Origin of the sequence: Leptospira noumeaensis (assembly GCF_004770765.1) — a bacterium.
Lineage (GTDB): Bacteria > Spirochaetota > Leptospiria > Leptospirales > Leptospiraceae > Leptospira_A > Leptospira_A noumeaensis.
This window is the reverse complement of the sequence record NZ_RQFK01000033.1, coordinates 188,588-210,327: the sequence shown is the minus strand read 5'-3', so window position 1 is coordinate 210,327 and position 21,740 is coordinate 188,588. Positions and strand designations below refer to the sequence as shown.

Here is a 21,740-nt window from a genome sequence, read left to right as displayed (position 1 = left end):
TACACAGTTTTTATACCTGTTATGGAGTATGTCGAGAAATGAATATTACAGATCTGAAAGATTCCTTTACCAAAACTAAAGTTTTGATTTTGAAAAAACCAGAGACCCAAGTGTTGGTTTTTTTTCTCACTTTTGTTCTTCTCTATTTTTTTGTGAATTTATCCAACTTTTTGGGTGAGTATTATTTCGTAACGGACTTAGCAGCTAACGATTTTCAAATTATGGAAATCCTAAGTGGAAGGATTGCTTATGGCCCATACTCAAGGTTTCAGTTCAACCATCCTGGCCCTGTATATTTTTACTTTTTGGCTTTCGCTGAAAAACTGTTTTTCTTTTTTGATTCCGCTTATGCCCGTTATGTTTTTTTCACCTATTTATTAAACTGTTTTTGTATTGGTTTTGTATTTTACCAACTGACAAAAATTTTTAAATCTCCTTGGGCTGCGGTTTTCTTATGGATTTCTAGTTTTTTTGTATGGAAGAGTTTAGGGTTTGGGTTTCTGTTTGAGACTTGGACGCCATTCGTGATGATTTGTCCTTTTCTAGTTTTTATATATTCTGTAGCTAACTTATCCGAAAGAAAGTGGTGGTATTTACCTGTTTTTTTATTCACCGGATCTTTTTTATTTCAGATAAACATTATGGGTGCAGTTCCTTTTGGAACTGGATTCCTTTTTGTTTTCTATTACCTTTTTAAGGAAAGAAAGAAATACCAATGGAATGTGAAGGAATTAAAGTTTCCAATCCTTGTTTCTGTTCTGGTATTGTTCCTTGTTTGGCTTCCAGTCCTCATTGATTTTTTTCAGAATTTTCCCGGCAATATCAGCAGTGTTTTGAGATACTTACTGAAAGGTGGTGGGAACAAAAAACCCGTAGAGGTGTTTTCGTTTTTAAAAACGATGTTGGATTCTATTTTTCCTTTACCATACGCTGGTTTTTTTTATGGGATCATCATTCTTTTACCATTTTGGAAACCAACTGGTTTGAACGACTTCGGACTACGACTTCGTAATTTTAGTTTTGTATACACTGTTGTCATTTTACTTACCCTGTTTCGGATGAAAGGGCCAATTGTGCCTCACCTTTACTGGCATTTTGATTCGGTAATTGCGATTCAGATTTTTCTTGTTTTGATGGTATTTTTCCAGAAACAAATGGATGTGGAATGGAAACCAAAACAGCTTGTTTGGTTTGTTTTACTCATCAGTTTTAGTGTTTTTTTGTATGGGAAAGAACCGGCAAAAGATAGAAATTTATCTGTGAAGGAATGGACAAATGCCATTCATGATTTGGATGATCGTTTTGTTTTGCATTGGGATTCCAATCCAAAGGATTTTTCTCAAGGCAATTTGGTTCTCGGTGTGGCGTCCACGTTAAACAGGGAAGGTAAAAAAGTTTGTTTTACGGATCCTTGGTTATTTCTCGTTCCTCGCACCTACCACTGTAGTCCAGAAGATTTAAAAACATCCACTTTCATCCAGTTTGAAACAAAGGATGAGTCGACTCCTGTTTTAGTTCGGGAAGAAAATCAAATTCGATATCTAAATTCTTCCGTAAAGATCCAAAAGAATTAACCGTTTCAAATCAGAGTTTTTGCTTCTGAAAAATGATTTCAGAAGCAAATTGTAGTGGTCTTAAAGGCAGGTTTTCTTTTATTTTCTCTTTAGTACGTAATTTCTTTTAAAGAATCAACATATCTTAAATATGCATCATTATCTTGTCCCCAGAAAAAAACCAAATCTTCTCTCCCTAATCATTCCTTGTTATAACGAGGAAGAAGTTTTAAACATTTTAAAAAAAAAGTTAAGAGATACCATCCCAAAGTTTCAAGTCAAAACAGAAATCATACTGGTGAATGATGGAAGTTCTGATTTGACTATCGTTGGTTTGATGCAATGGGCAAAAGAAGATGCGAGTGTTCGTGTTATATCCTTAGCTAGAAATTTTGGTCACCAAATTGCTGTCACTGCAGGTATGGATCATGCACGCGGTGATGCTGTGGTTGTGATGGATGCCGACCTGCAAGACCCTCCTGAAATCATTCTGGAAATGTTAAAAAAATACGAAGAAGGGTATGATGTTGTTTACGGGCAGAGACTAGCTCGTTCCGGTGAATCATTTTTTAAAAAAGTAACTGCTTGGGCTTTTTATCGTTTGATGAAAATTTTAGTTCATAAAGACCTTCCTTTGGATTCGGGAGATTTTCGCCTGATTTCTAGAAGATGTTTGGATGCATTGAATGGCCTTCGTGAAAATCACAGATTCCTTCGCGGGATGAATGCATGGATTGGATTTCCGCAAACTCCCGTTTACTACAATCGGGATCCGAGAGTGGCGGGTGAAACCAAATACCCGTTACAGAAGATGTTAAAATTGGCAATGAATGCCGCGGTTTCTTTTTCTCCTTTGCCACTCCGTTTTAGTTTAGGGCTTGGGATTGTGGTAGCAGTGATTGGTTTTGCAGTAGGGGTGTATGCGCTCTTCCGAGCCTTCCAACATTTTATTTTGCAAATGCCGATAGTTTATAATCCTGGTTGGGCCACCATCGTCACTTTGATTTGTTTGATCGGTGGATCCATTCTGATTTCGATTGGGATTTTGGGAGAATATGTAGCCCGTATTTTTGAAGAGTCCAAAGGCCGACCTCTTTATGTAGTCGAGTTCACCGAAGGTATCCGCACAGAGAAATCTTCGGCCAAACCGAAAAGATAAAACCCTTTGTTTCTTTTCTCATTTCACCATAATTTAATTTTTATCAGAACGTTTGTCTTTTACGATCCGATCATTGGTATTTTTGATTTAAGACCTAAAGGCAGAAATTAAACCTTCTTTTAGTTTTTGCCTAGTTCCCTCTGCTGATTTAGGGATGGTCAATTCGTCCATTAACTTCAGCAAAAAACCCTCATCCACAAGTTTCCCCTCAAGCACCTTCCCAATCATTCCCGCCACCACAGCTAAAATCTGTTCGATCGTTAAGTATCCTTCCGATTCTAAAATGATCCCCATTCCCAAAGCTCCCTCTGTTCCATAAAACGCTTGTTCCTTGGCAAAAAGGTTCTCATACATTCCCGCAGGTAAGGCATCCTTTACTTTTTCACGCATATCGGCTTCACTTGGTCCATGGTTTGTTTTGTTGATGAGACTTAAGGAAACCGGGTTAGAGGTTCCATGGATTCTATGAATTTCTTCGGCTAGGAGTCTAATTTTTTTAGCCGCATCTCTTGTGATGGCATCCCGACCAAGAAAGTTTAGTTTGTATAAATATTCTTCTAATTCGTCTCCGGTGAGTTTACCCATACAAATGACTTGGTAAAGAGTAAAGATCATATAATCGGATTCTGTATTGTCACCGAGTAGGATTTCTTTTGCATCTTTGGGAAGGTAAATGCGGTCATAGAGTAGGATGGAGAGTTTGTAAGACATTTGGTCAAATAAACTCTGGTAAGAAGCTCCTAAGAACTTTTTCGTTCGAGACCATGCGGGTTTAAATCCATTTTGTAAAAATTCGATAGGGTTAAAAATTGTCCCAAGCACTTTATCAAAGACACCTTTGATCGTTCCTTCTAAATATTTTAAATGCAAAGATTCAATCTGGATTCCATCTTTGGCAATGGTGGCAAGCATGGTGCGACGAAAAAAATGGGGACTGGCTGAGATAAATGCCAAAGGAGCATTCGACAATGAACCACGAAGTTCTCTGTACAGTTCCGGCATACCGGGCAGCGCCTGTTTTTGGTTAGGTGTCTCAAAGACAGCAGTAAACTTTCCTTTTCCAGAGTGGATGTCTGTAGCCAAATATGTTTGGTCAATATCCGAAGTCACCACCATTCCTTTGTAGTCTTCGGCAAGGATCCGGAGTTTTCCTTTTCCAACAATTGTTGTTTTTCCCAAAATAGAATCTTCTGTGGCATTTAAATGGGCCAAGTCTTTGGAATATTGTCGAAAACTATCCAGGCCTTCGAGTATGACTTGAAAGTCATGGAACCCAACGGGGAGTTTGTCTCGGATTTCGCAGGAAAAAAAACCATCTTCATCCGCTTTGATTTTGCCTGAGGTGTAAATTTTTCCACCACTCGCATCATACACTTCTAATTTTAATACTGGTTTTCTGACGGGAGCCAAAGAAAAATCTAGAAAGGGTGTGATTTTTGTTTCTTCCCCAATAAAAAGTCCAGTCATTAGATCCCAAAGGCCCTCTGCCTTCATCAGATCGGTAATCCCCACATCCACCACTTGGCCTCGGACATACGAGCGCCTCTCTCTTCCTAAAGATCCTCCGCAGACAGCAATTCTTTTGATATCGGTAATGATTGGTTGTGTGGTATTTGGTTCTTGGGACATAGAATTTATGCCCTTAAGAGTCTAAGAAAACGAGGAGCCGTCCATTCCTTTTTATGGTTTCACTACGATCTACCAATGATTTTGTCCGACTTTTGCAAACGGAGGGAGAACTCCGTGTGATTTCTGATCCCGTGGATCCTTACCTGGAACTTGCGGAGATCCAGAGGCGAATTGTGGCGAAAAAGGGCCCAGCCCTTCTTTTTACCAATGTCAAAGGGACAAAGTTTCCGGTTGCTACCAATCTTTACGGCTCTGAAAAACGAATTCATTTGGCCTTTGGCCCAAAACCAGTAGCGACCATCCAACGTCTTGCTAAACTCGCGAAGGAAATTTTTCCACCTCGGTTCTCGAAACTCTGGAAGGAACGTTCTCTAGGGCTTCTTCCTTTCCAAGTGGGTTTAAAACAGGTGAGAAGGGCCCCAGTTCTCTCTGGCAGCGTTTCATCCACGCTTGAGTTACCCCAAGTGGTTTCTTGGCCGAAGGATGGTGGTGCCTTTGTCACTCTTCCTTTGGTTTATACCCAACATCCTGAATCGGGAAATGGAAACTTAGGTATGTACCGCGTGCAACTTTTCAAAGACAAAACTGTAGGGATGCACATCCAAATCCACCGCGGGGGTGGGTTCCATTATTATGAAGCTGAAAAAAAAGGAGAATCCCTTCCGGCTCATGTTTACATTGGTGGACCACCTGCCTTAACCATCGCTGCTGTGGCACCACTCCCCGAAGAGATCCCGGAACTTGTTTTTGCCTCCTTTCTTATGGGTGAAAAACTCCGGATGAAAAAAGACAAAATGGTTTCCCCGTATCCCATTGTAGCCGATGCCGATTTTGCTCTTATCGGTTCCATCCCACCGTACGTAAGAAAACCAGAAGGCCCTTTTGGTGACCACTACGGATACTATTCGTTGTTACACGATTATCCTTACTTAGACCTAAAACATATTTTGCATAGAAAGGATGCGATCTGGGCGGCTACAGTGGTAGGAAGGCCTCCCCAAGAAGACCATTACATCGCCGAGTTTTTACAAGATTTACTTTCTCCTATGTTTCCCCTAGTGATGCCACAGGTGCTCGGTGTTTGGGCCTACGAAGAATCAGGTGTCCATTCCCTTGCTGCTGCCGTGGTAAAGGAACGGTATTTCCGAGAAGCCTTTATGGGCGCTCTTCGCATTTTAGGAGAAGGACAACTTTCTCTCACAAAATGTTTACTGGTTACAAACGAACGAGTGAATTTAAAAAACTTTTCAGAAACCTTCAAAGTCATCACTGAAAGATGTGATCCAAAAACTGATTTTTTTATCTTTAGTCATATCAGCCAAGATACTTTAGATTATACAAGTGGAACTGTAAACAAAGGCAGTAAACTTTTATGGATGGGAATTGGTGATACAAATGCACCTGTAAAGTTCCCAAATCTTCCCCGACAGTTTAATGGAAATTTTAAAGACAAACGATTGACTAAACCAAGAGTATTTTTACCTGGAGTGCTTGTGGTAGAAGGATCAGCTTTTGCAAAAGACGACCAATTGGCTCAGCACTTGTTAAAGGAAGATCTCGGTAGTTTCCATTATGTATTTCTTGTGGATGATGCAGAAGATGCTTCCAAAACAGATTCGGATTTCATTTGGACCATGTTTACAAGAATGGAGCCGGCCTCCGATGTTTATGCAAGAACAGAAACCAAACAGAACCATATCGCATACCAAGTTCCTATTGTATTTGATTGCCGGATGAAACCTTGGATTCCTGAAGTCCTACTTCCTCTTTCGGAAACAGTGAAACAAGTGAATGAAAAATTTGGACGGATCATCGATTCTATCTGATAGTCTCTGATGGAATCGGCAATCCTCTCATCAAATTCCATTAGGAATGGATTTGGTTTTCTTTGTGTTTGTAAAAAAGTGTATAGAAAGAATCCCTGGGTATAAAAAACTAAAACGAAACCAATGGCAAAAAAACTAACTCTCGTCACTGGAGGCGCAGGCCTCATCGGATCACAAATCATTGAAGACTTAAATCAGAATGGAAATACCGATATCTTGGTTGTTGATCATTTAGGAACCACAGAGAAATGGAAAAACCTACAAAGGAATTTTTTCTTAGATTATTATGAAAAAGATAAATTCGAATCTATGTTCGATGTGGGAAATTCAATCTTAAATGAGATTTCTGAAATTTACCATTTAGGTGCTTGTTCCGCTACCACAGAAAAGGATGCCACCTATCTGATGCAAAATAACTTTCATTATACGAAAAAATTGGCCGAGTTTGCAGTCGCAAAAAACATACCTTTCCTCTATGCCTCCAGTGCGGCCACTTATGGGGAAGGAGAATTTGGATACAATGACAATGCCCCAATCGAAAATCTTAAACCTTTAAACATGTATGGGTATTCCAAACAACTCTTCGATCTTTATGCCAAAAAAATAGGGATCGCTGACAAACTCGTTGGACTCAAATACTTCAATGTTTTTGGATACGGGGAAGCCCATAAGGGAGAAATGAGGAGTCTAGTTTTAAAAGGTTACGAACAAATCCGTGACACAGGGAAGTTAAAATTATTCAAATCTTATAAACCAGAATACAAAGACGGGGAACAAAAAAGGGACTTTCTTTATGTCAAGGATGCGAGTAAAATCAGCATTTATTTACTTTCTGAACGAAAGTACGGATTGTACAATGTGGGGCGGGGGATTGCGGAAACTTGGAACGATTTGGCGAACGCTTTGTTCGCTTCGATGGACAAACCGGTCAATATTGAATATGTGGAAATGCCAGATTCGTTAAAGGGCAAATACCAATACTATACCTGTGCGGAGATGGAAAAGATCACCCAAACAGGATATCCCTTCGGTTATACAAACCTCAGGGATGCCGTTGCTGAATACATCCATTTCCTATTAGAGGAAAAGAACTGATGTTTACTTTCTGTACACTTTTACAATGGTTTGGATCAGATCTTTGAACTTAGGATCTTTCAAACTATAGAACACTTGGTTCGATGATTTACGAGACTCTAAAATTCCGTTATTTTTCATCTTACTTAGGTGTTGGGATGCCGCTGATTGGCTGGTTCCTAACAATTCGACAAGCTGACCTACCGTTTTTTCTTCTTTCGCTAAAGTATAAAGAATCAAAAGGCGAATCGGGTGGGCTATCCCTTGAATTCCTTTGATCGCTTGTTCCAATTGTTGTTTGGTGAGTTCTGTTTTTATTTTCATCAGTAAGAGTTCCGTTATATCCTTATGACGAATATGTATTGTATTTACCTACGAAATTTTTTTCGTTTGTAAAAAAAATGACAAGAATTGGGAAATAGGGTTCCTACCCTCGCGATGTTTTGTCGAGGGTAGGGTAGGCATTAATCGAAGTTAGATTCGAACCCCACCAGAAATTTCTAGAACCACTCCAGTTACTAAATCATTGGAAATGATAAACTCGGCAGTAGATGCAATTTCATCAGGTTCCCCGAGCCTTCCCACGGGAATGATGGATTTCCATTTTGAAAGAGCTTCTGGGTTCATGTCTTTTAGAACCATTTCAGTTCCAATAAACCCTGGTGCAATCCCAGCCACTCGGATTCCAAACTTAGCGAGTTCCTTCGACCAGGTCACAGTCATAGCCGCAACACCTGCTTTGGCAGCGCTATAATTCGTTTGGCCTGAGTTTCCGTGCATAGCAACGGAGGCAATGGGAATGATCACTCCCTTCTTTTGTTCAACCATCTTGGCCGCGGCTTCGCGTCCGGTAAGAAAGACACCCGTTAAGTTTACGTCAATGACTGATTGCCATTGGTCGAGACCCATTTTGCCTTTTACCTTTCCCGTTTCTTTGTCGACCCGGATGAGTAGGCCATCACGTAAAATTCCTGCATTTAAGATAGCAACATCCAAACTGCCTTGGAAAGCGGCCGCTTCTTCGATGAGACGGATGCTGTCTTCTTCTTTGGCTACGTTTGCCACAACGCCAGTGGTTTTGATTCCTTCTTTTTGAAAGAGAGCTACCGTTTCGTCCAATTTGTCTTTTTGGATGTCTGAGAGAATGATATTGGCACCTGATTTACCTAAACGGTAAGCCATTGCTTTTCCGAGGCCACCGGCAGATCCGGTGACGAGAATGTTTGCACCTTTTAATTCCATGTCCACCAGTGTAAAAATGGCGGACACAAGGTCGATAAAAATCTATGTGAGTAGAGCCTAAGGGATTAACGAATTAAATTTCTGCTAGTTCGGCACTTCGAAATGACACATAATTATCGTTAAATGGAATTTCCACTCGAGCGACAGTGCGGTCTCCATGAGTGATGATGCGAAATAGGTTGGGGTCAACCCCTTCGTTTTTGAGTAGGATCATGATGAGAGCAATCCCAAGGCCTGCACCTTCCGTATTGTCCATATTGTCCATATAGAATTCGGCAATGTCGTTGTATCCCATGGACTTTTTCATTTTCTCTCGCATCCGAACTTCTTCGGTTTTGATGACAGGTGTGTTGTTTGTCACTTCGACAAGAAGACCATCTAAGCAGTAATGGAATTTAATTTGAACGTAGACTCCGCGGGCAAGGCAACGTTTTCCATATTCATCAGCCATCTTTTCTGAAAACTTTTTAGAATAGTCTTTAATTCCCTGGAGGTAGTCGTTTTCGTCAGTAATGTCTAGACCCTCGTCTTCAAAAAACACACGTTTTTGATTGGCTTTGATTCCGTTGATGGTGAGTTCTTTGGAGATTGTATAAAGCATCTCCACAAATTGAGATTGTCCCACTTCCGAAAGGATATTTGTGATGAGGCCTAAAACATATTGCTCGAGTTGGCGATTCATCCGGGAAGACCTTACGACAATTTTGGATTTTGCCTTTACTAAATCGGGAATTTGTGTTTCTAATTCTACAAAAGGTTTCGCCACGAATCATTCCTTAAAGTGGGGGACTTATCCCACATGGTTCTATTATCGAACCGGGAAATCCACAACTAAAATCTCAAGGGAAATTCAGTATTTTTCCTGTTTTTTTACCATTTCCAGGAAATAAACTCATTTTCCATTGACCAAAGAGCCTCATTTAAAATAGTGTAAAAAACCTAGCCTCGCTTGGAAACCCGCGCTTGGGTGGGAAACGTTTTGCCCTCTTAGCTCAGTGGTAGAGCACTTCCATGGTAAGGAAGGGGTCACCAGTTCAAGCCTGGTAGAGGGCTTGTTTTAGGGCTGTAGTTTAATGGTAGAACTAGGATCTCCAAAGTCCTTGGTGGGAGTTCGATTCTCTCCAGCCCTGCCAGACTACAGAATATATAGAATTAGAGAACAGGACAAGGATCAATGAAAGCTACGAGTTTCATTCAGGAATGTAAAGCAGAACTTGAAAAAGTGCATTGGCCAACGCGCCAAGAGGTAGTCAGTTCTACCGTTGTAGTCCTAGTTACAGTATTTATCTTTTCCCTATTTTTATCAGCTTCGGACTTTGTATTCCTGAAACTGTTAAAGTGGTTCTGGGCATTAGGAACATAGGTAGGGAAGTGGGCGATTCTTTAGATAAAAAATGGTATGTGCTTCAAACTTATTCCGGTCACGAGAATAAGGTGAAGACAAACATTGAGAAGATGGTCCAACAACAAAAGCTGGAAGACCAGATTTTCGCGGTAAAAATTCCTTCAATGGAAGTTGCCGAAATGAAAAACGGCAAGAAGAAGGTCACAAAGAAAAAACTCATGCCGGGTTACGTTCTCGTTGAGATGAACATGACCGATGACCTTCGATTTAAAATCCAGAACTTACCTTCTGTGTCTACTTTTGTAGGCGGAAAAGGGAAAGGTCCGGAGCCACTTTCACTGGATGAGATCAAAAATCTTTTCAGCGATGTGGGAAGTGTGGAATCGGAAGAAGTTTCGAGACCTCGTTTCCTCTTCAAAGTGGGCGAAACATTGAAAATTATAGATGGTCCGTTTGCTAATTTCACAGGTCTTGTGGATGAAATTTTCCCTGACAAGGGAAGACTCCGCGTTCGTGTAGAAATTTTCGGAAGATCCACTCCTGTAGAGTTGGATTATCTCCAAGTAAAATCGGAACAATAGAACTGATAGATTGATTTTTAGTAAGGAACTTGAAACGAGATGGCTGCAAAGAAAGTAGTAAAACAAATTAAACTCCAAGTGGAGGCAGGGAAAGCAAACCCGGCTCCTCCAGTAGGTCCCGCTCTTGGTCAAGCCGGACTCAATATCATGGAATTTTGTAAACAGTTCAATGAAAGATCAAAAAACCAAATGGGACTCAAACTTCCTGTGGTCATCACTGTTTATTCCGACAGAAGTTTTACATTCGTAACTAAGTCTCCTCCAGCAGCTCTTCTTGTCATGAAGGCGCTTGGGATTCCCGGTGGTTCTGCCACTCCCCACACTGTAAAAGTGGGAACAATCAAACGAGCTCAACTAGAAGAAATTGCAAAAACTAAGATGGAAGACCTAAATGCGAACGATATGGAAGCAGCAATTAAAATCATTGCTGGAACTTGTCGTTCCATGGGTGTAAACGTCGAGTAATCATTAGGAAACGGGAACCGAAGTCATGAAACGCGGCAAAAAATATATCCAACTCAAAGAGAAAGTCGATCGCACTAAGGTTTATACCCTTGGTGAAGCAGTCGGTTTGGCAAAAGCTACTAGTTTTTCCAAATTTGATGGAACTTTAGAGATTTCGACTAAAATCAATTATAAATCTCTTCAAAACGTAAGAGGGACAATCTCTCTTCCACACGGAACTGGAAAAACAATCAAGGTTTTGGTTTTCTGTAAAGGAGACAAACAAAACGAAGCGAAGGAAGCTGGTGCTGATTTCGTAGGTGATATGGATCTGATTGAAAAAGTTTCTGGTGGATGGACTGATTTTGACGCTTGTGTGGCAACTCCTGATATGATGAAGGAAGTTGGTAAACTTGGTCCAGTTCTTGGTCGTAAAGGCCTTATGCCAAAACCAAAAGCAGGAACAGTAACCACTGATGTATCCAAAGCAGTGAAAGAACTGAAAGCGGGTCGAATTGAATACCGCCCTGACAAAGGGGGAGTGGTTCACTTGGGAGTGGGAAAATGTTCCTTCTCTGATGACAAACTTTCTGACAACATCAATGCTGTTGTTGCAGCTCTTATGAAAGACAAACCTTCCGATGCGAAGGGTGATTACCTAAAGTCTTTCTCTGTAGCAGCAACTATGGGAATCGGCGTAAAAGTCGATGTGAAAGAACTAGTAAACGCGAACATATAACGAGTAAGAATCATGGCAAATCCATCTAAAATTGAAGCAGTAGCAGAACTTAAAACTCGTTTGGAAAAACGACCGAACTTTATTTTAGCATCTTACAGCGGTTTAACTGTTGAAGATATGTCCAACCTTCGTGCGAAACTTCGCAAAGAAGGATCGGAGATGAAGGTGATTAAAAACAACCTATTCCTCCGTGCTTTAAAAGAGTCTTCTGAACATAAAAACAACTCCATTGATTTTGGGGATGTTTACAAAGGCCCACTTGCAGCTATTTTCTCTCTGGATGCACTTCCAGCAGTAGCAAAAGTTTGTAAGGACTTTGCAAAAGATAAGAAGGAACTCGAAATCAGAACCGGCTATATGGACGGGGAAGTTTTGGGTAAATCTGGAGTAGAGGCGATTGCTGGACTTCCGTCCAAACAAGAACTTCTTGCGCAAGTGGCTCGTGGGATCAATGCTCCTGCAACGCAAATTGCTTCTGGAATCAATCAAATCATGGCATCATTGGCACGCGCCATCAATGCTGTAGCCGAGAAAAACGGCAATTAGTAATCATAGTGATTAGTAGGATAAGGAGAATATAGGATGTCTGTTGACGCGCTATTAGAACAAATTGGAAGTCTTACACTGGTTCAGGCAGCTGATCTAGTGAAAAAGATGGAGGACAAATTCGGGATTTCTGCTGCTGCACCGGTTGCGGTAGCGGCTGTTGCGGGTGCAGGTGGTGGCGCAGCTGCTGCTGAAGAGCCTGCAACTTTCAATGTAATCTTGAAAGCACACGGTGACAAAAAGATCGACGTTATTAAACTCGTTCGCGAAATCACTGGTCTTGGATTGGCAGATGCGAAAACGCTTGTTGAAGCTGGTGGAAAATCAGTGAAAGAAGGCGTTTCTAAAGACGAAGCTGCTGATATTAAGAAAAAACTCGAAGGTGTTGGGGCTCAAGTAGAAGTTGCTGCTGCCGGTTAATCGGTTGCCAATTTTTAAACCCAGTCTTCAAAAACTTAGAGGCAGGGAGGCCGTAGGCGTCCCCACCTCTATTTTTTCGTTTATCATACCATCTACTATTTTCATGTCTCTAGGGAGAGTATTCCATGCATACCCGAATGCAAATTAGAAACCGGGTAAATTTCGGTAAAATTACCGACCTCAATTTACTTCCTAATCTTATCTACGTACAGAAAAAATCCTTTGATTGGTTTCTCCAGTCGGAAGTGAAAGATCCGACGAAACGTTTGAACCAAGGGTTGGAAGCGGTATTTCGCGAATCCTTCCCAATCGAATCGCCAAACAACGATATGGTCATGGAATATGGCCATTATATCTTGGGAGAGCCAAAACGCGATCCACAAGAGTGCAAAGACACTGATTCTTCCTTTGCAGTTCCTCTAAAAGCAGTCATTCGACTCATCATCAAAGACACCGGAGAGATCCGGGAACAAGTTGTCTACATGGGAGACCTTCCTGTGATGACAGACCACGGAACTTTCATCATAAATGGTGCGGAAAGGGTAGTGGTGAGCCAACTTCATAGATCCCCTGGTATTTTCTTCTCTTATGACCAAGCGCGTGATACTTTCTCTGCTCGAGTGATTCCTTACCGAGGTTCTTGGTTGGAATTCGAAATGGACAATAAGGGAATCCTTGTTGCCAAAATCGACCGTAAGAAAAAATTCCCGGCCACCCTTCTTGTAAAAGCAATGGGTATGGGAACCAACGAAGAAGTGCTTCGTCTCTTCTACGGATCTTCCAAAATGAAAATTGCTGGTGCGAACCCAAAAGACCTCAAACGTCTGATTGGTCGCCGAACCATCGCTGATATCATCAACATGGAAACGGGAGAGGTAATGCTCGACGCCGGATCCAAAATCAATGAAGACAATATCTCCATCCTTCGTGAAATGAAGGTAAAAGATGTGGATGTCATTGAATTTCCGAAAGGAAAAGACAACCCAGTTCTTATCAATTGTTTGGAAAAAGACGGTGTCAACGACTACGAAGATGCGGTCAAAAAATTCCATACAATCATGCGTCCCGGCGAACCATCTACGATTGAAAACGCAGAAGCGGAACTGAAACGTCTCTTTTTCTCACCAAAAACTTTTGATTTGGGGATCGTTGGTCGTTACAAAATCAATAGTAAATTCGAATTCAATAATCCAAAAGAGTTTGCAAAAGCGGAAGACCGAGTATTAAGAAAACAAGATATCATCGAAACGGTTCGTTATCTTGTGATGCTTATGTCTGAAGCAGAAAACTACTATCCGGACGATATTGACCACTTAGGAAACAGAAGGATTCGTTCTGTTGGTGAGCTCATCGCAAACCAATTGAAACTTGGATTCTCTCGTGTAGAACGAGTGATCAAAGAAAGGATGACAGTTCAAGAGCCGGAACAACAAACTCCGCAGCTTCTTATCTCCATCAAACCAATCACTGCTGTGATCAATGAGTTTTTTGGATCATCGCAACTTTCTCAGTTTATGGACCAAACCAATCCATTGGCAGAACTTACGCACAAACGTAGGTTAAACGCTCTTGGGCCTGGTGGTCTTTCACGTGACAGAGCAGGTTTCGAAGTTCGTGACGTTCATTATTCTCACTATGGTCGTATGTGCCCAATTGAAACACCGGAAGGTCCAAACATTGGTCTCATTCTTTCCATGTCTAGTTTTGCACGAGTGAACGATTATGGGTTTATTGAAACTCCATACCGTCTCGTAAAAAATGGAAAAGTCCAAAAACAAGTAGAATACCTCACTGCAGACAAAGAAGAATACCACTACATGGCGCAGTCCAACTCGACTGTAGATGATAAGGGAGAATTTACATCCAAACTCATTTCCACTCGCCATAGAGGGGATTTCCCTTTCCGTAGCCCATCCGAGATCCAATATATGGATCTGGCTCCTTTGCAAGTTGTGTCTGTATCCACAGCACTCATTCCATTCCTCGAACATGATGATGCGAACCGCGCCCTAATGGGTTCGAACATGCAACGCCAAGCGGTTCCTCTTCTTACGGAAGAAGCTCCTTTTGTCGGAACAGGGATGGAAGCTCGTGCGGCTTATGACGCAGGGGTTTGTATTGTTGCTAAAAAAGATGGTGTGGTTTCCAAAGTGGATGCTACTGGGGTTTGGATCAAAGAAGACCAATCCAAAGAGATTGTTCACTACCCACTCATTAAATTCAAAAAAACCAACCAAGGTACTTGTTTTAATCAAAAACCAAACGTTTCGATGTTACACACAACGACTGGTGGTAAGGTAAGTAAGGTTTCCAAAGAACGTGTAGAGTTAACCACTTCTAACGGAGAAAAAGAAACTCACGAGCTTTTCCATTCAGAAGACGTACAATACGTTGCGGTTGTGAAAGAAGGCCAAGACTTAGGAATTGGTGCTCCAGTTGCCGGACAAATCATCAAAGGTGAAAAATACGGTGACTTCGGTCAAATCCTACAAAAAGGAACTGTTCTTGCTAATGGCCCATCGACTGATGCTGGTTATTTGGCACTTGGCCGAAACGTACTCGTTGCGTTTATGCCTTGGGAAGGATACAACTTTGAGGATGCGATTCTCATTTCAGAACGAATCATCAAAGACGATGTTTTCTCTTCGATCCACATTGAAGAATTCGAAATCCAAGCTCGGGAAACCAAACTCGGACAAGAACAAATCACTCGTGACATTCCAAACCTTTCGGACAAAGCGTTCCGTGATTTGGATGAGTCTGGTGTGATCCGTGTGGGTGCAGAAGTAAAACCAGGTGACATTCTTGTTGGTATGGTGACTCCAAAAGGAGAAACCGACCTCACTCCTGAATACAAATTATTACACTCCATATTTGGAGAGAAGGCAAAAGAAGTAAGGGATTCCTCACTTCGTATGCCAAACGGTTTTGAAGGAACTGTCATCGATATCAAACGTTATTCCCGTGAAACAGGCGACGAACTCGCTGCAGGCGTGGAAGAAATGGTAAAAGTCTATGTGGCTCGTAAACGTAAACTCCTGGTGGGTGATAAGATGGCGGGTCGTCACGGAAACAAAGGGGTCGTTGCTCGTGTGATGGCACAAGAAGATATGCCATACATGGAAGACGGATCTCCTGTTGATATCGTTCTCAATCCACTCGGGGTTCCTTCACGGATGAACCTCGGTCAGATTTTTGAAACTCAACTTGGGTTTGCTGCTAAAAAACTAGGGATCAACTTTGAAACTCCCGTGTTTGATGGAGCATCCGAAGGTGATGTAAACGAATTCTGCAAAAAAGCCGGTTTACCAGAAAACAGCAAATTTCAGTTATACGACGGAAGAACGGGAGAGAAATTCATCAACCAAGTATTCTGTGGATACATTTACATGTTGAAACTGGCTCACTTGGTGGATGACAAAATCCATGCAAGATCTACTGGACCTTACTCACTCGTAACGCAACAACCACTTGGTGGTAAGGCGCAGTTCGGGGGACAAAGGTTAGGAGAGATGGAAGTTTGGGCTCTTGAGGCTTACGGTGCATCACACACCTTACAAGAGTTACTCACCATTAAGTCAGACGACATGTTGGGACGTGCAAGAATTTATGAAGCGATAGTCAAAGGAATCCACTCGATCAAACCGGGAATTCCAGAATCATTCAACGTTCTTGTTCAGGAACTCCGAGGACTGGCTCTTGATATCATCATCAAAGACTCCGAAGGATTGGAAGTGGATATCTCTGATTACGAAGATGAATTCTCGAAAAACAAAAAGAAAATCAAATTCGAGACCATTGAAAACGTTTAGGGAAGGGAAAAAGTATGAGAAATTACAATAGTTTTGAATCGATTACGATCCGTTTGGCATCACCCGAACGGATCAAAGAGTGGTCGTTTGGGGAAGTTAAAAAACCTGAAACGATCAACTACCGTACCCTAAAACCGGAACGAGATGGTCTTTTCTGCGAAAAAATCTTCGGAACCACAAAGGATTGGGAATGTTACTGCGGTAAGTTCAAATCCATCCGTTATAAGGGAGTGGTTTGCGACAAATGCGGAGTTGAGGTAACTCACTCCAAAGTGCGTCGTGAGAGAATGGGCCATATCGAACTTGCGGCTCCAGTATCGCATATTTGGTACTACCGTTCGGTTCCGTCTCGTATGGGACTCCTTCTTGATATGACGATCAACCAACTCAAAAGTGTCCTTTACTTTGAGAAGTATGTGATCATTGATCCTGCTGATTCCGGAAGGAACAGAGGGGAACTTATTGATGAAGATGAATACCATAATTATCTAGATGAATACGGTGATAAATTTATCGCAGGGATCGGTGGGGACGCCATCAAAGAACTTCTCGCACGCATTGATGTGGATGCAGAAGCTCGTGTGATCCGCCAAAAAATCCAAGATAAAAATAAAATCTCTGACAAACGTATTTTTAAACGTTTGGAAGTTTTGGAAGCTTTCCGGGATTCCGGAAACCGTCCTGAATGGATGGTTCTGGATGTAGTTCCAGTCATCCCTCCAGAACTTCGTCCGATGGTACAACTTGAGGGGGGACGTTTTGCAACTTCCGACCTTAACGATTTGTATCGTCGTGTGATTAACAGAAACAATCGACTCAAACGTCTCCTTGCTTTAAAAGCTCCTGAGATCATCGTTCGTAACGAAAAACGTATGTTACAAGAAGCAGTAGATGCTCTTTTTGATAATAGCCGTCGCAAACGCACTGTGAAAGGAAAAGGAAATCGACCTTTAAAATCGATATCCGATATGCTCAAAGGAAAACAAGGCCGGTTCCGCCAAAACCTACTCGGAAAACGGGTGGATTACTCTGGTCGTTCCGTAATCGTAGTTGGTCCTGAACTGAAATACCACCAAATGGGTCTTCCTAAAAAAATGGCTTTGGAACTTTTCAAACCATTCATTATGAAACGCCTTGTGGATTTGGAACTAGCACCAAACATCAAATCTGCGAAGAAAAAAATCGAAGCAGAAGACAAAGAAGTTTTTGATGTATTGGAAACAGTAGTCAAAGAACACCCAGTTCTTCTCAACCGTGCTCCAACTCTTCACAGACTTGGAATCCAAGCATTTTTACCAGTCCTTGTAGAAGGAAAGGCAATCAAACTTCATCCACTCGTTTGTCACGCGTTTAACGCCGACTTCGACGGGGATCAAATGGCAATCCACGTTCCGCTGGCTCCAAAAGCACAGCTCGAAACTTGGATGCTTATGTTATCACCGCATAACATTTTGAATCCTGCCAATGGACAACCGATTTGTGGACCAACTCAAGATATCGTTCTTGGAATTTACTACCTAACTTCTGAAGTAAAAGACGCGAAAGGAGAAGGTAAATTCTTCACAGGTCTCGAAGAAGTGATGTATGCGATTGAAACAAAAACAGTTGAAATTCGCTCGAAAATCTCCGTTTTACACGAAGGGAAAATCATCGAAACCACACCTGGCCGACTTATCTTCAACCAAGTGATGCCAAAAGGGTATGTTTATATCAACAGAACCCTCGGTGATAAAGAAACAAACAAAATCATTGCTGACGTATACGAGAAGTTTGGACCAGGGATCACTGTTGTGATGCTTGATGAAATCAAACGACTAGGTTACCGTTACGCGACTGTATTTGCTCCTACGATCTCGATTGATGACATCCGAGTTTCTCCTCAAAAAGAGGGACTTGTGAATGATGCCAACAAAGAAGTTGAAAAAGCGGATATGGAGTATCGTAAAGGTATCATCACGAACGAAGAACGTCGTAAAAAGGTAATCGAAATTTGGACGAAAACCAATGACCGGATTACAGACGGGATGTTTAAGGAATTGGAAAAAGACCAAGCGGGATTTAACCCGGTATACGTCATGGCAGCGTCTGGTGCTCGTGGATCCAAACAACAGATCCGTCAGCTCGCAGGGATGCGGGGCCTTATGGCGAAACCGTCTGGGGAAATCATCGAACTTGCGATTCGTTCCAACTTCCGTGAAGGTCTCGGGGTATTAGAATTTTTTATCTCGACTCACGGTGCGAGAAAGGGTCTTGCGGATACGGCGTTAAAAACTGCCGATGCCGGTTACCTCACTCGTCGTTTAGTGGATATCTCTCAGGATGTGATCGTATCGGAAGATGATTGCGGAACGAAACTAAACATCACTCTTGGAATCGTAAAAGAAGGGGAGAACGTAATTGTTTCCCTCGCGGACAGAGTGTTCGGTCGCTATACGGCTGAAGATTTAGTGGATCCTGTGACAGAAAAAGTAGTTTTCCCGAAAGACACTCTCATCACAAGAGCTCTTGGACAACAAATTGAAAACCTTGGTTATGATAAAATCAAAGTAAGATCACCTCTTACTTGTAGATCTCGCCACGGAATTTGTACAAAATGTTACGGTATGGACATGGCTCGCCTTGTCCCTGCTGAGATTGGAGAAGCAGTGGGAACCATTGCAGCTCAGTCCATCGGACAACCGGGAACACAGCTTACGATGAGAACCTTCCACGTGGGTGGTGCGGCATCTGCTACCATTTCAGAAAAAGAACATAAAGTTCCTTATCGCTCTATCGTAAAATCAATCAATGGTCGTCTTGTGACGAACGCAAACTCTGCTAAAGTATTTGCTCGTCGCGGAACCATCATCGTCAACAGGCTGATCCAAGAATTCAATACAGATTCACTTTCCAGTGTGCGTGTGGTTGAAGGTCAAAGATTAGAAAAAGGGGAAGTATTTGCGACCCAAGTTGGCGAATCTACAGAACAACGAATCACTTCAGACCAAGCGGGAACTGTTTCTCTTGTAGGAACGACTCTTCGAATCTTGGGCGATGACTTCGTGATTCCAGTAAAAATCGGAACCATCCTTCGTGCGGAAGAAGGTCAAATCGTAGAAGAAAACAAGGCACTCGCTGAGTTTGACCCTTTTAACGAAGTGGCTGTTTCAGAAACCGCAGGAACCATCCAATGGGAAGATTTAGAAATTGGTAAAAACGTTCGTCGTGACGTGGATCCAAAAACTTCCAATATCATTCTGAAAGTTGTAGAACAAAAGAAAGACCGTCTTGTTCCAAAAGTTCTTGTTGGATCGGATGAATACTCAGTCCCAGTGGATGCACTCCTCCAATTCCAAAATGGAGACAAAGTAAGAGAAGGGGATATCATCTTTAAAATTCCATCGGTAGCGGAAAAAACGCGAGATATCACGGGTGGACTTCCAAGGGTAGATGAACTTTTCGAAGCTCGTCGTCCGAAAGATGCCTGCACACTTGCAGAAATTGACGGAAAGATCGAAGACAAAGGGGAAATCGTAAAAGAAAAACGAATTCTCTATATCATCCCAGAAACTGCAGAACAAGAAAAGGTAAAAGTAGCCATCCCAGTCGGAAAACAAATCCGTGTGCGCCAAGGTGACTTTGTGAAACGAGGAGACCAGTTGGATGAAGGAAACTTTGACCCGCATGATATCCTTGCGATCAAAGGACCAAATGCCCTTCATGAGTATTTGGTATCTGAGGTTCAGGAAGTTTACCGTCTGCAAGGGGTTCATATCAACGATAAACACATCGAAGTTGTGGTTCGTTCCATGCTTCGTAAAGTGATCATCACTGACAGTGGGGACACATCGTTTGTGAACCAACAACAAGTGGATAAATTCCTCTTTGATGAAGAAAACGACCGAGTGGAAAAAGAAGGGGGATCCCCTGCACAAGGAACTCCAGTTCTATTGGGATTAACAAAAGCATCCCTCAACACAGAGTCTTATTTCTCAGCAGCATCCTTCCAAGAAACCACTAAGGTTTTAACAGATGCGGCCATCAAAGGAAAAACAGACAACCTAATGGGTCTGAAAGAAAACGTAATCATTGGTCATATGATTCCTGCGGGAACTGGTATGAAAAAATACCGTGACATTGAAGTTTTCAAAGACCTTCCAGGAGATTTGGATTGGGATCTTGAAACCGAAGAAGAGGAAGAAGAAGTTTCGGAACTTTCTGAAGCGGCTCCTGTTTCTACTGCCACACTTTCCAGACTTGTTGCCGAAGAGGACGAGGATGAAGATGAGTTGGAAGAAGAAGCGGACGACTCCGATGATGAGGACGACGACGATTAAATCAAAACTTTGTCCTTAGAGACTTTTTGCAAGTTTCTAGGGACAAAACCATGTTTTCGTTTACAAAATGTCCCTATCTGGAATTTTGGACGAAAACGTCATTATTTTTTTAAAGACAGAGAAGTAGAAGAAGGAATCGAATGCCTACAATTAACCAGCTCATCCGTATTGGAAGAGAAGACCAAAAGAAAAGAACTAAATCTCCTGCCCTAAAAGCATGCCCACAAAGACGTGGAGTTTGCACAAGGGTAATGACTTTCACTCCTAAAAAACCGAACTCAGCTCTTCGTAAAGTAGCAAGGGTTCGCCTCACTACGGGAATCGAAGTCACGGCTTACATTCCTGGTGAAGGCCATAACCTCCAAGAACACAACGTGGTTCTTATCCGTGGGGGAAGGGTAAAAGATTTACCAGGGGTTCGTTATCATATCATTCGTGGAACACTGGATACACTCGGTGTAGACAAACGTCGTAAAGGACGTTCTAAATACGGCGCTAAGCGTCCTAAAGCGTAATCGGAGAAAGTTATATGTCTAGAAGAAGAGGAAAAGTTGAGCCACGCCACATCGAAGGCGATCCTAAATACAATGACAAAGTGATTTCTAAGTTTATCAACTGCCTAATGGTAGATGGTAAAAAAAGTGTCGCTGAATCCGTGTTCTACGATGCGTTAGAAGTAATTGCTAAAAAAACTGGTCAGGATCCGTTTGCTGTTTTTCAAGAAGCCTTGGAAAACGCGAAACCACAAGTGGAAGTAAAATCTCGTCGTGTGGGTGGTGTGACTTACCAAGTTCCTATCGAAGTTCGTCCAGAAAGACGATTGGCACTTGGAATCCGATGGCTCATTAAATATAGCCGTGGAAGAAACGAAAAATCAATGAAAAACAAATTGGCAGCGGAATTCATGGAAGCTCAAAAAGGCACAGGATCTGCGATCAAGAAAAAAGAAGACATCAGAAAGATGGCAGACGCCAACAAGGCTTTCTCCCACTACCGCTGGTAGTCTTATCCATTCGATTCCAATCATTGATAAGCCAGGTTCATACCTGGCTTT

At 42.0% G+C, this 21,740-nt stretch carries 18 protein-coding genes and 2 tRNA genes; 16 read left to right on the top strand and 4 right to left on the bottom strand.

The genetic code is table 11. The annotated features are described in order from the left end of the window. Nucleotides 1-38: 38 nt before the first annotated feature. On the top strand, nt 39-1,574 hold the full coding sequence (locus EHQ24_RS17830) for a hypothetical protein (protein WP_135602941.1): 1,536 nt from the start codon (nt 39-41) through the stop codon (nt 1,572-1,574). A gap of 130 nt (nt 1,575-1,704) precedes the next feature. Further along, nucleotides 1,705-2,712, top strand: coding sequence for a glycosyltransferase family 2 protein (locus tag EHQ24_RS17825; protein ID WP_135602940.1), 1,008 nt, complete (start codon nt 1,705-1,707; stop codon nt 2,710-2,712). A gap of 87 nt (nt 2,713-2,799) precedes the next feature. On the opposite strand, the gene EHQ24_RS17820 is transcribed toward EHQ24_RS17825, so the two are convergent. Next, complete coding sequence (locus tag EHQ24_RS17820) at nt 2,800-4,350, bottom strand: phosphatase domain-containing protein (protein WP_425270101.1); 1,551 nt, start codon at nt 4,348-4,350, stop codon at nt 2,800-2,802. A gap of 44 nt (nt 4,351-4,394) precedes the next feature. Here EHQ24_RS17820 and EHQ24_RS17815 point away from each other — a divergent pair, with 44 nt between their 5' ends. Both EHQ24_RS17815 and rfaD read left to right on the top strand, forming a co-directional pair. Then, nucleotides 4,395-6,167 carry a UbiD family decarboxylase gene (locus EHQ24_RS17815; RefSeq protein WP_135602938.1) on the top strand — a complete coding sequence of 591 codons (1,773 nt, stop codon included), beginning with the start codon at nt 4,395-4,397 and terminating at the stop codon, nt 6,165-6,167. Nucleotides 6,168-6,290: 123 nt separating this feature from the next. After that, on the top strand, nt 6,291-7,262 hold the full coding sequence (gene rfaD, locus EHQ24_RS17810; RefSeq protein WP_135602937.1) for an ADP-glyceromanno-heptose 6-epimerase: 972 nt from the start codon (nt 6,291-6,293) through the stop codon (nt 7,260-7,262). A gap of 3 nt (nt 7,263-7,265) precedes the next feature. On the opposite strand, the gene EHQ24_RS17805 is transcribed toward rfaD, so the two are convergent. From EHQ24_RS17805 to EHQ24_RS17795, 3 genes are all read right to left on the bottom strand, one after another. Then, a complete protein-coding gene (locus tag EHQ24_RS17805; protein WP_135602936.1) occupies nt 7,266-7,565 on the bottom strand; it encodes an ArsR/SmtB family transcription factor in 300 nt (99 codons plus the stop codon). A gap of 150 nt (nt 7,566-7,715) precedes the next feature. Then, a complete protein-coding gene (locus EHQ24_RS17800) occupies nt 7,716-8,483 on the bottom strand; it encodes an SDR family NAD(P)-dependent oxidoreductase (protein ID WP_135602935.1) in 768 nt (255 codons plus the stop codon). Nucleotides 8,484-8,556: 73 nt separating this feature from the next. Further along, entirely contained in the window at nt 8,557-9,249 is a 693-nt protein-coding gene (locus EHQ24_RS17795) for a histidine kinase (protein WP_135602934.1), read from the bottom strand. 215 nt (nt 9,250-9,464) lie between these two features. Between EHQ24_RS17795 and EHQ24_RS17790 the strand changes: the two genes are divergently transcribed. The 12 genes from EHQ24_RS17790 (at nt 9,465) to rpsG (ending at nt 21,689) form a co-directional block, all read left to right on the top strand. After that, nucleotides 9,465-9,536: transfer RNA gene (locus EHQ24_RS17790), tRNA-Thr, on the top strand. A gap of 6 nt (nt 9,537-9,542) precedes the next feature. Next, nucleotides 9,543-9,616, top strand: a tRNA-Trp gene (locus EHQ24_RS17785). Nucleotides 9,617-9,657: 41 nt separating this feature from the next. After that, nucleotides 9,658-9,846, top strand: coding sequence for a preprotein translocase subunit SecE (secE, locus tag EHQ24_RS17780; RefSeq protein WP_002973751.1), 189 nt, complete (start codon nt 9,658-9,660; stop codon nt 9,844-9,846). 8 nt (nt 9,847-9,854) lie between these two features. Further along, the gene (gene nusG, locus EHQ24_RS17775) at nt 9,855-10,409 is read left to right on the top strand and encodes a transcription termination/antitermination protein NusG (RefSeq protein ID WP_002973653.1); all 555 of its coding nucleotides are present in this window, start codon (nt 9,855-9,857) and stop codon (nt 10,407-10,409) included. A gap of 39 nt (nt 10,410-10,448) precedes the next feature. Then, nucleotides 10,449-10,874, top strand: coding sequence for a 50S ribosomal protein L11 (rplK, locus tag EHQ24_RS17770; RefSeq protein WP_135602933.1), 426 nt, complete (start codon nt 10,449-10,451; stop codon nt 10,872-10,874). 25 nt (nt 10,875-10,899) lie between these two features. Beyond that, nucleotides 10,900-11,592, top strand: coding sequence for a 50S ribosomal protein L1 (gene rplA, locus EHQ24_RS17765; RefSeq protein WP_100743132.1), 693 nt, complete (start codon nt 10,900-10,902; stop codon nt 11,590-11,592). Nucleotides 11,593-11,604: 12 nt separating this feature from the next. After that, nucleotides 11,605-12,138 (top strand): 50S ribosomal protein L10, encoded by a 534-nt coding sequence (rplJ, locus tag EHQ24_RS17760; protein WP_100743131.1) that lies wholly within the window; start codon nt 11,605-11,607, stop codon nt 12,136-12,138. A 36-nt stretch (nt 12,139-12,174) separates the two neighbouring features. Then, nucleotides 12,175-12,558, top strand: a complete 384-nt coding sequence (gene rplL, locus EHQ24_RS17755; RefSeq protein WP_004783509.1) for a 50S ribosomal protein L7/L12 — start codon at nt 12,175-12,177, stop codon at nt 12,556-12,558. Between the two features lie 125 nt (nt 12,559-12,683). Continuing rightward, complete coding sequence (gene rpoB / locus EHQ24_RS17750) at nt 12,684-16,370, top strand: DNA-directed RNA polymerase subunit beta (RefSeq protein WP_135602932.1); 3,687 nt, start codon at nt 12,684-12,686, stop codon at nt 16,368-16,370. 14 nt (nt 16,371-16,384) lie between these two features. Further along, nucleotides 16,385-20,686: a DNA-directed RNA polymerase subunit beta' gene (gene rpoC, locus EHQ24_RS17745; RefSeq protein WP_135602931.1), complete on the top strand. Its 4,302-nt coding sequence runs from the start codon at nt 16,385-16,387 to the stop codon at nt 20,684-20,686. Between the two features lie 140 nt (nt 20,687-20,826). Then, a complete protein-coding gene (gene rpsL / locus EHQ24_RS17740) occupies nt 20,827-21,201 on the top strand; it encodes a 30S ribosomal protein S12 (RefSeq protein ID WP_004783543.1) in 375 nt (124 codons plus the stop codon). 14 nt (nt 21,202-21,215) lie between these two features. Continuing rightward, nucleotides 21,216-21,689, top strand: a complete 474-nt coding sequence (gene rpsG / locus EHQ24_RS17735) for a 30S ribosomal protein S7 (RefSeq protein ID WP_012388943.1) — start codon at nt 21,216-21,218, stop codon at nt 21,687-21,689. Nucleotides 21,690-21,740 lie beyond the last annotated feature (51 nt).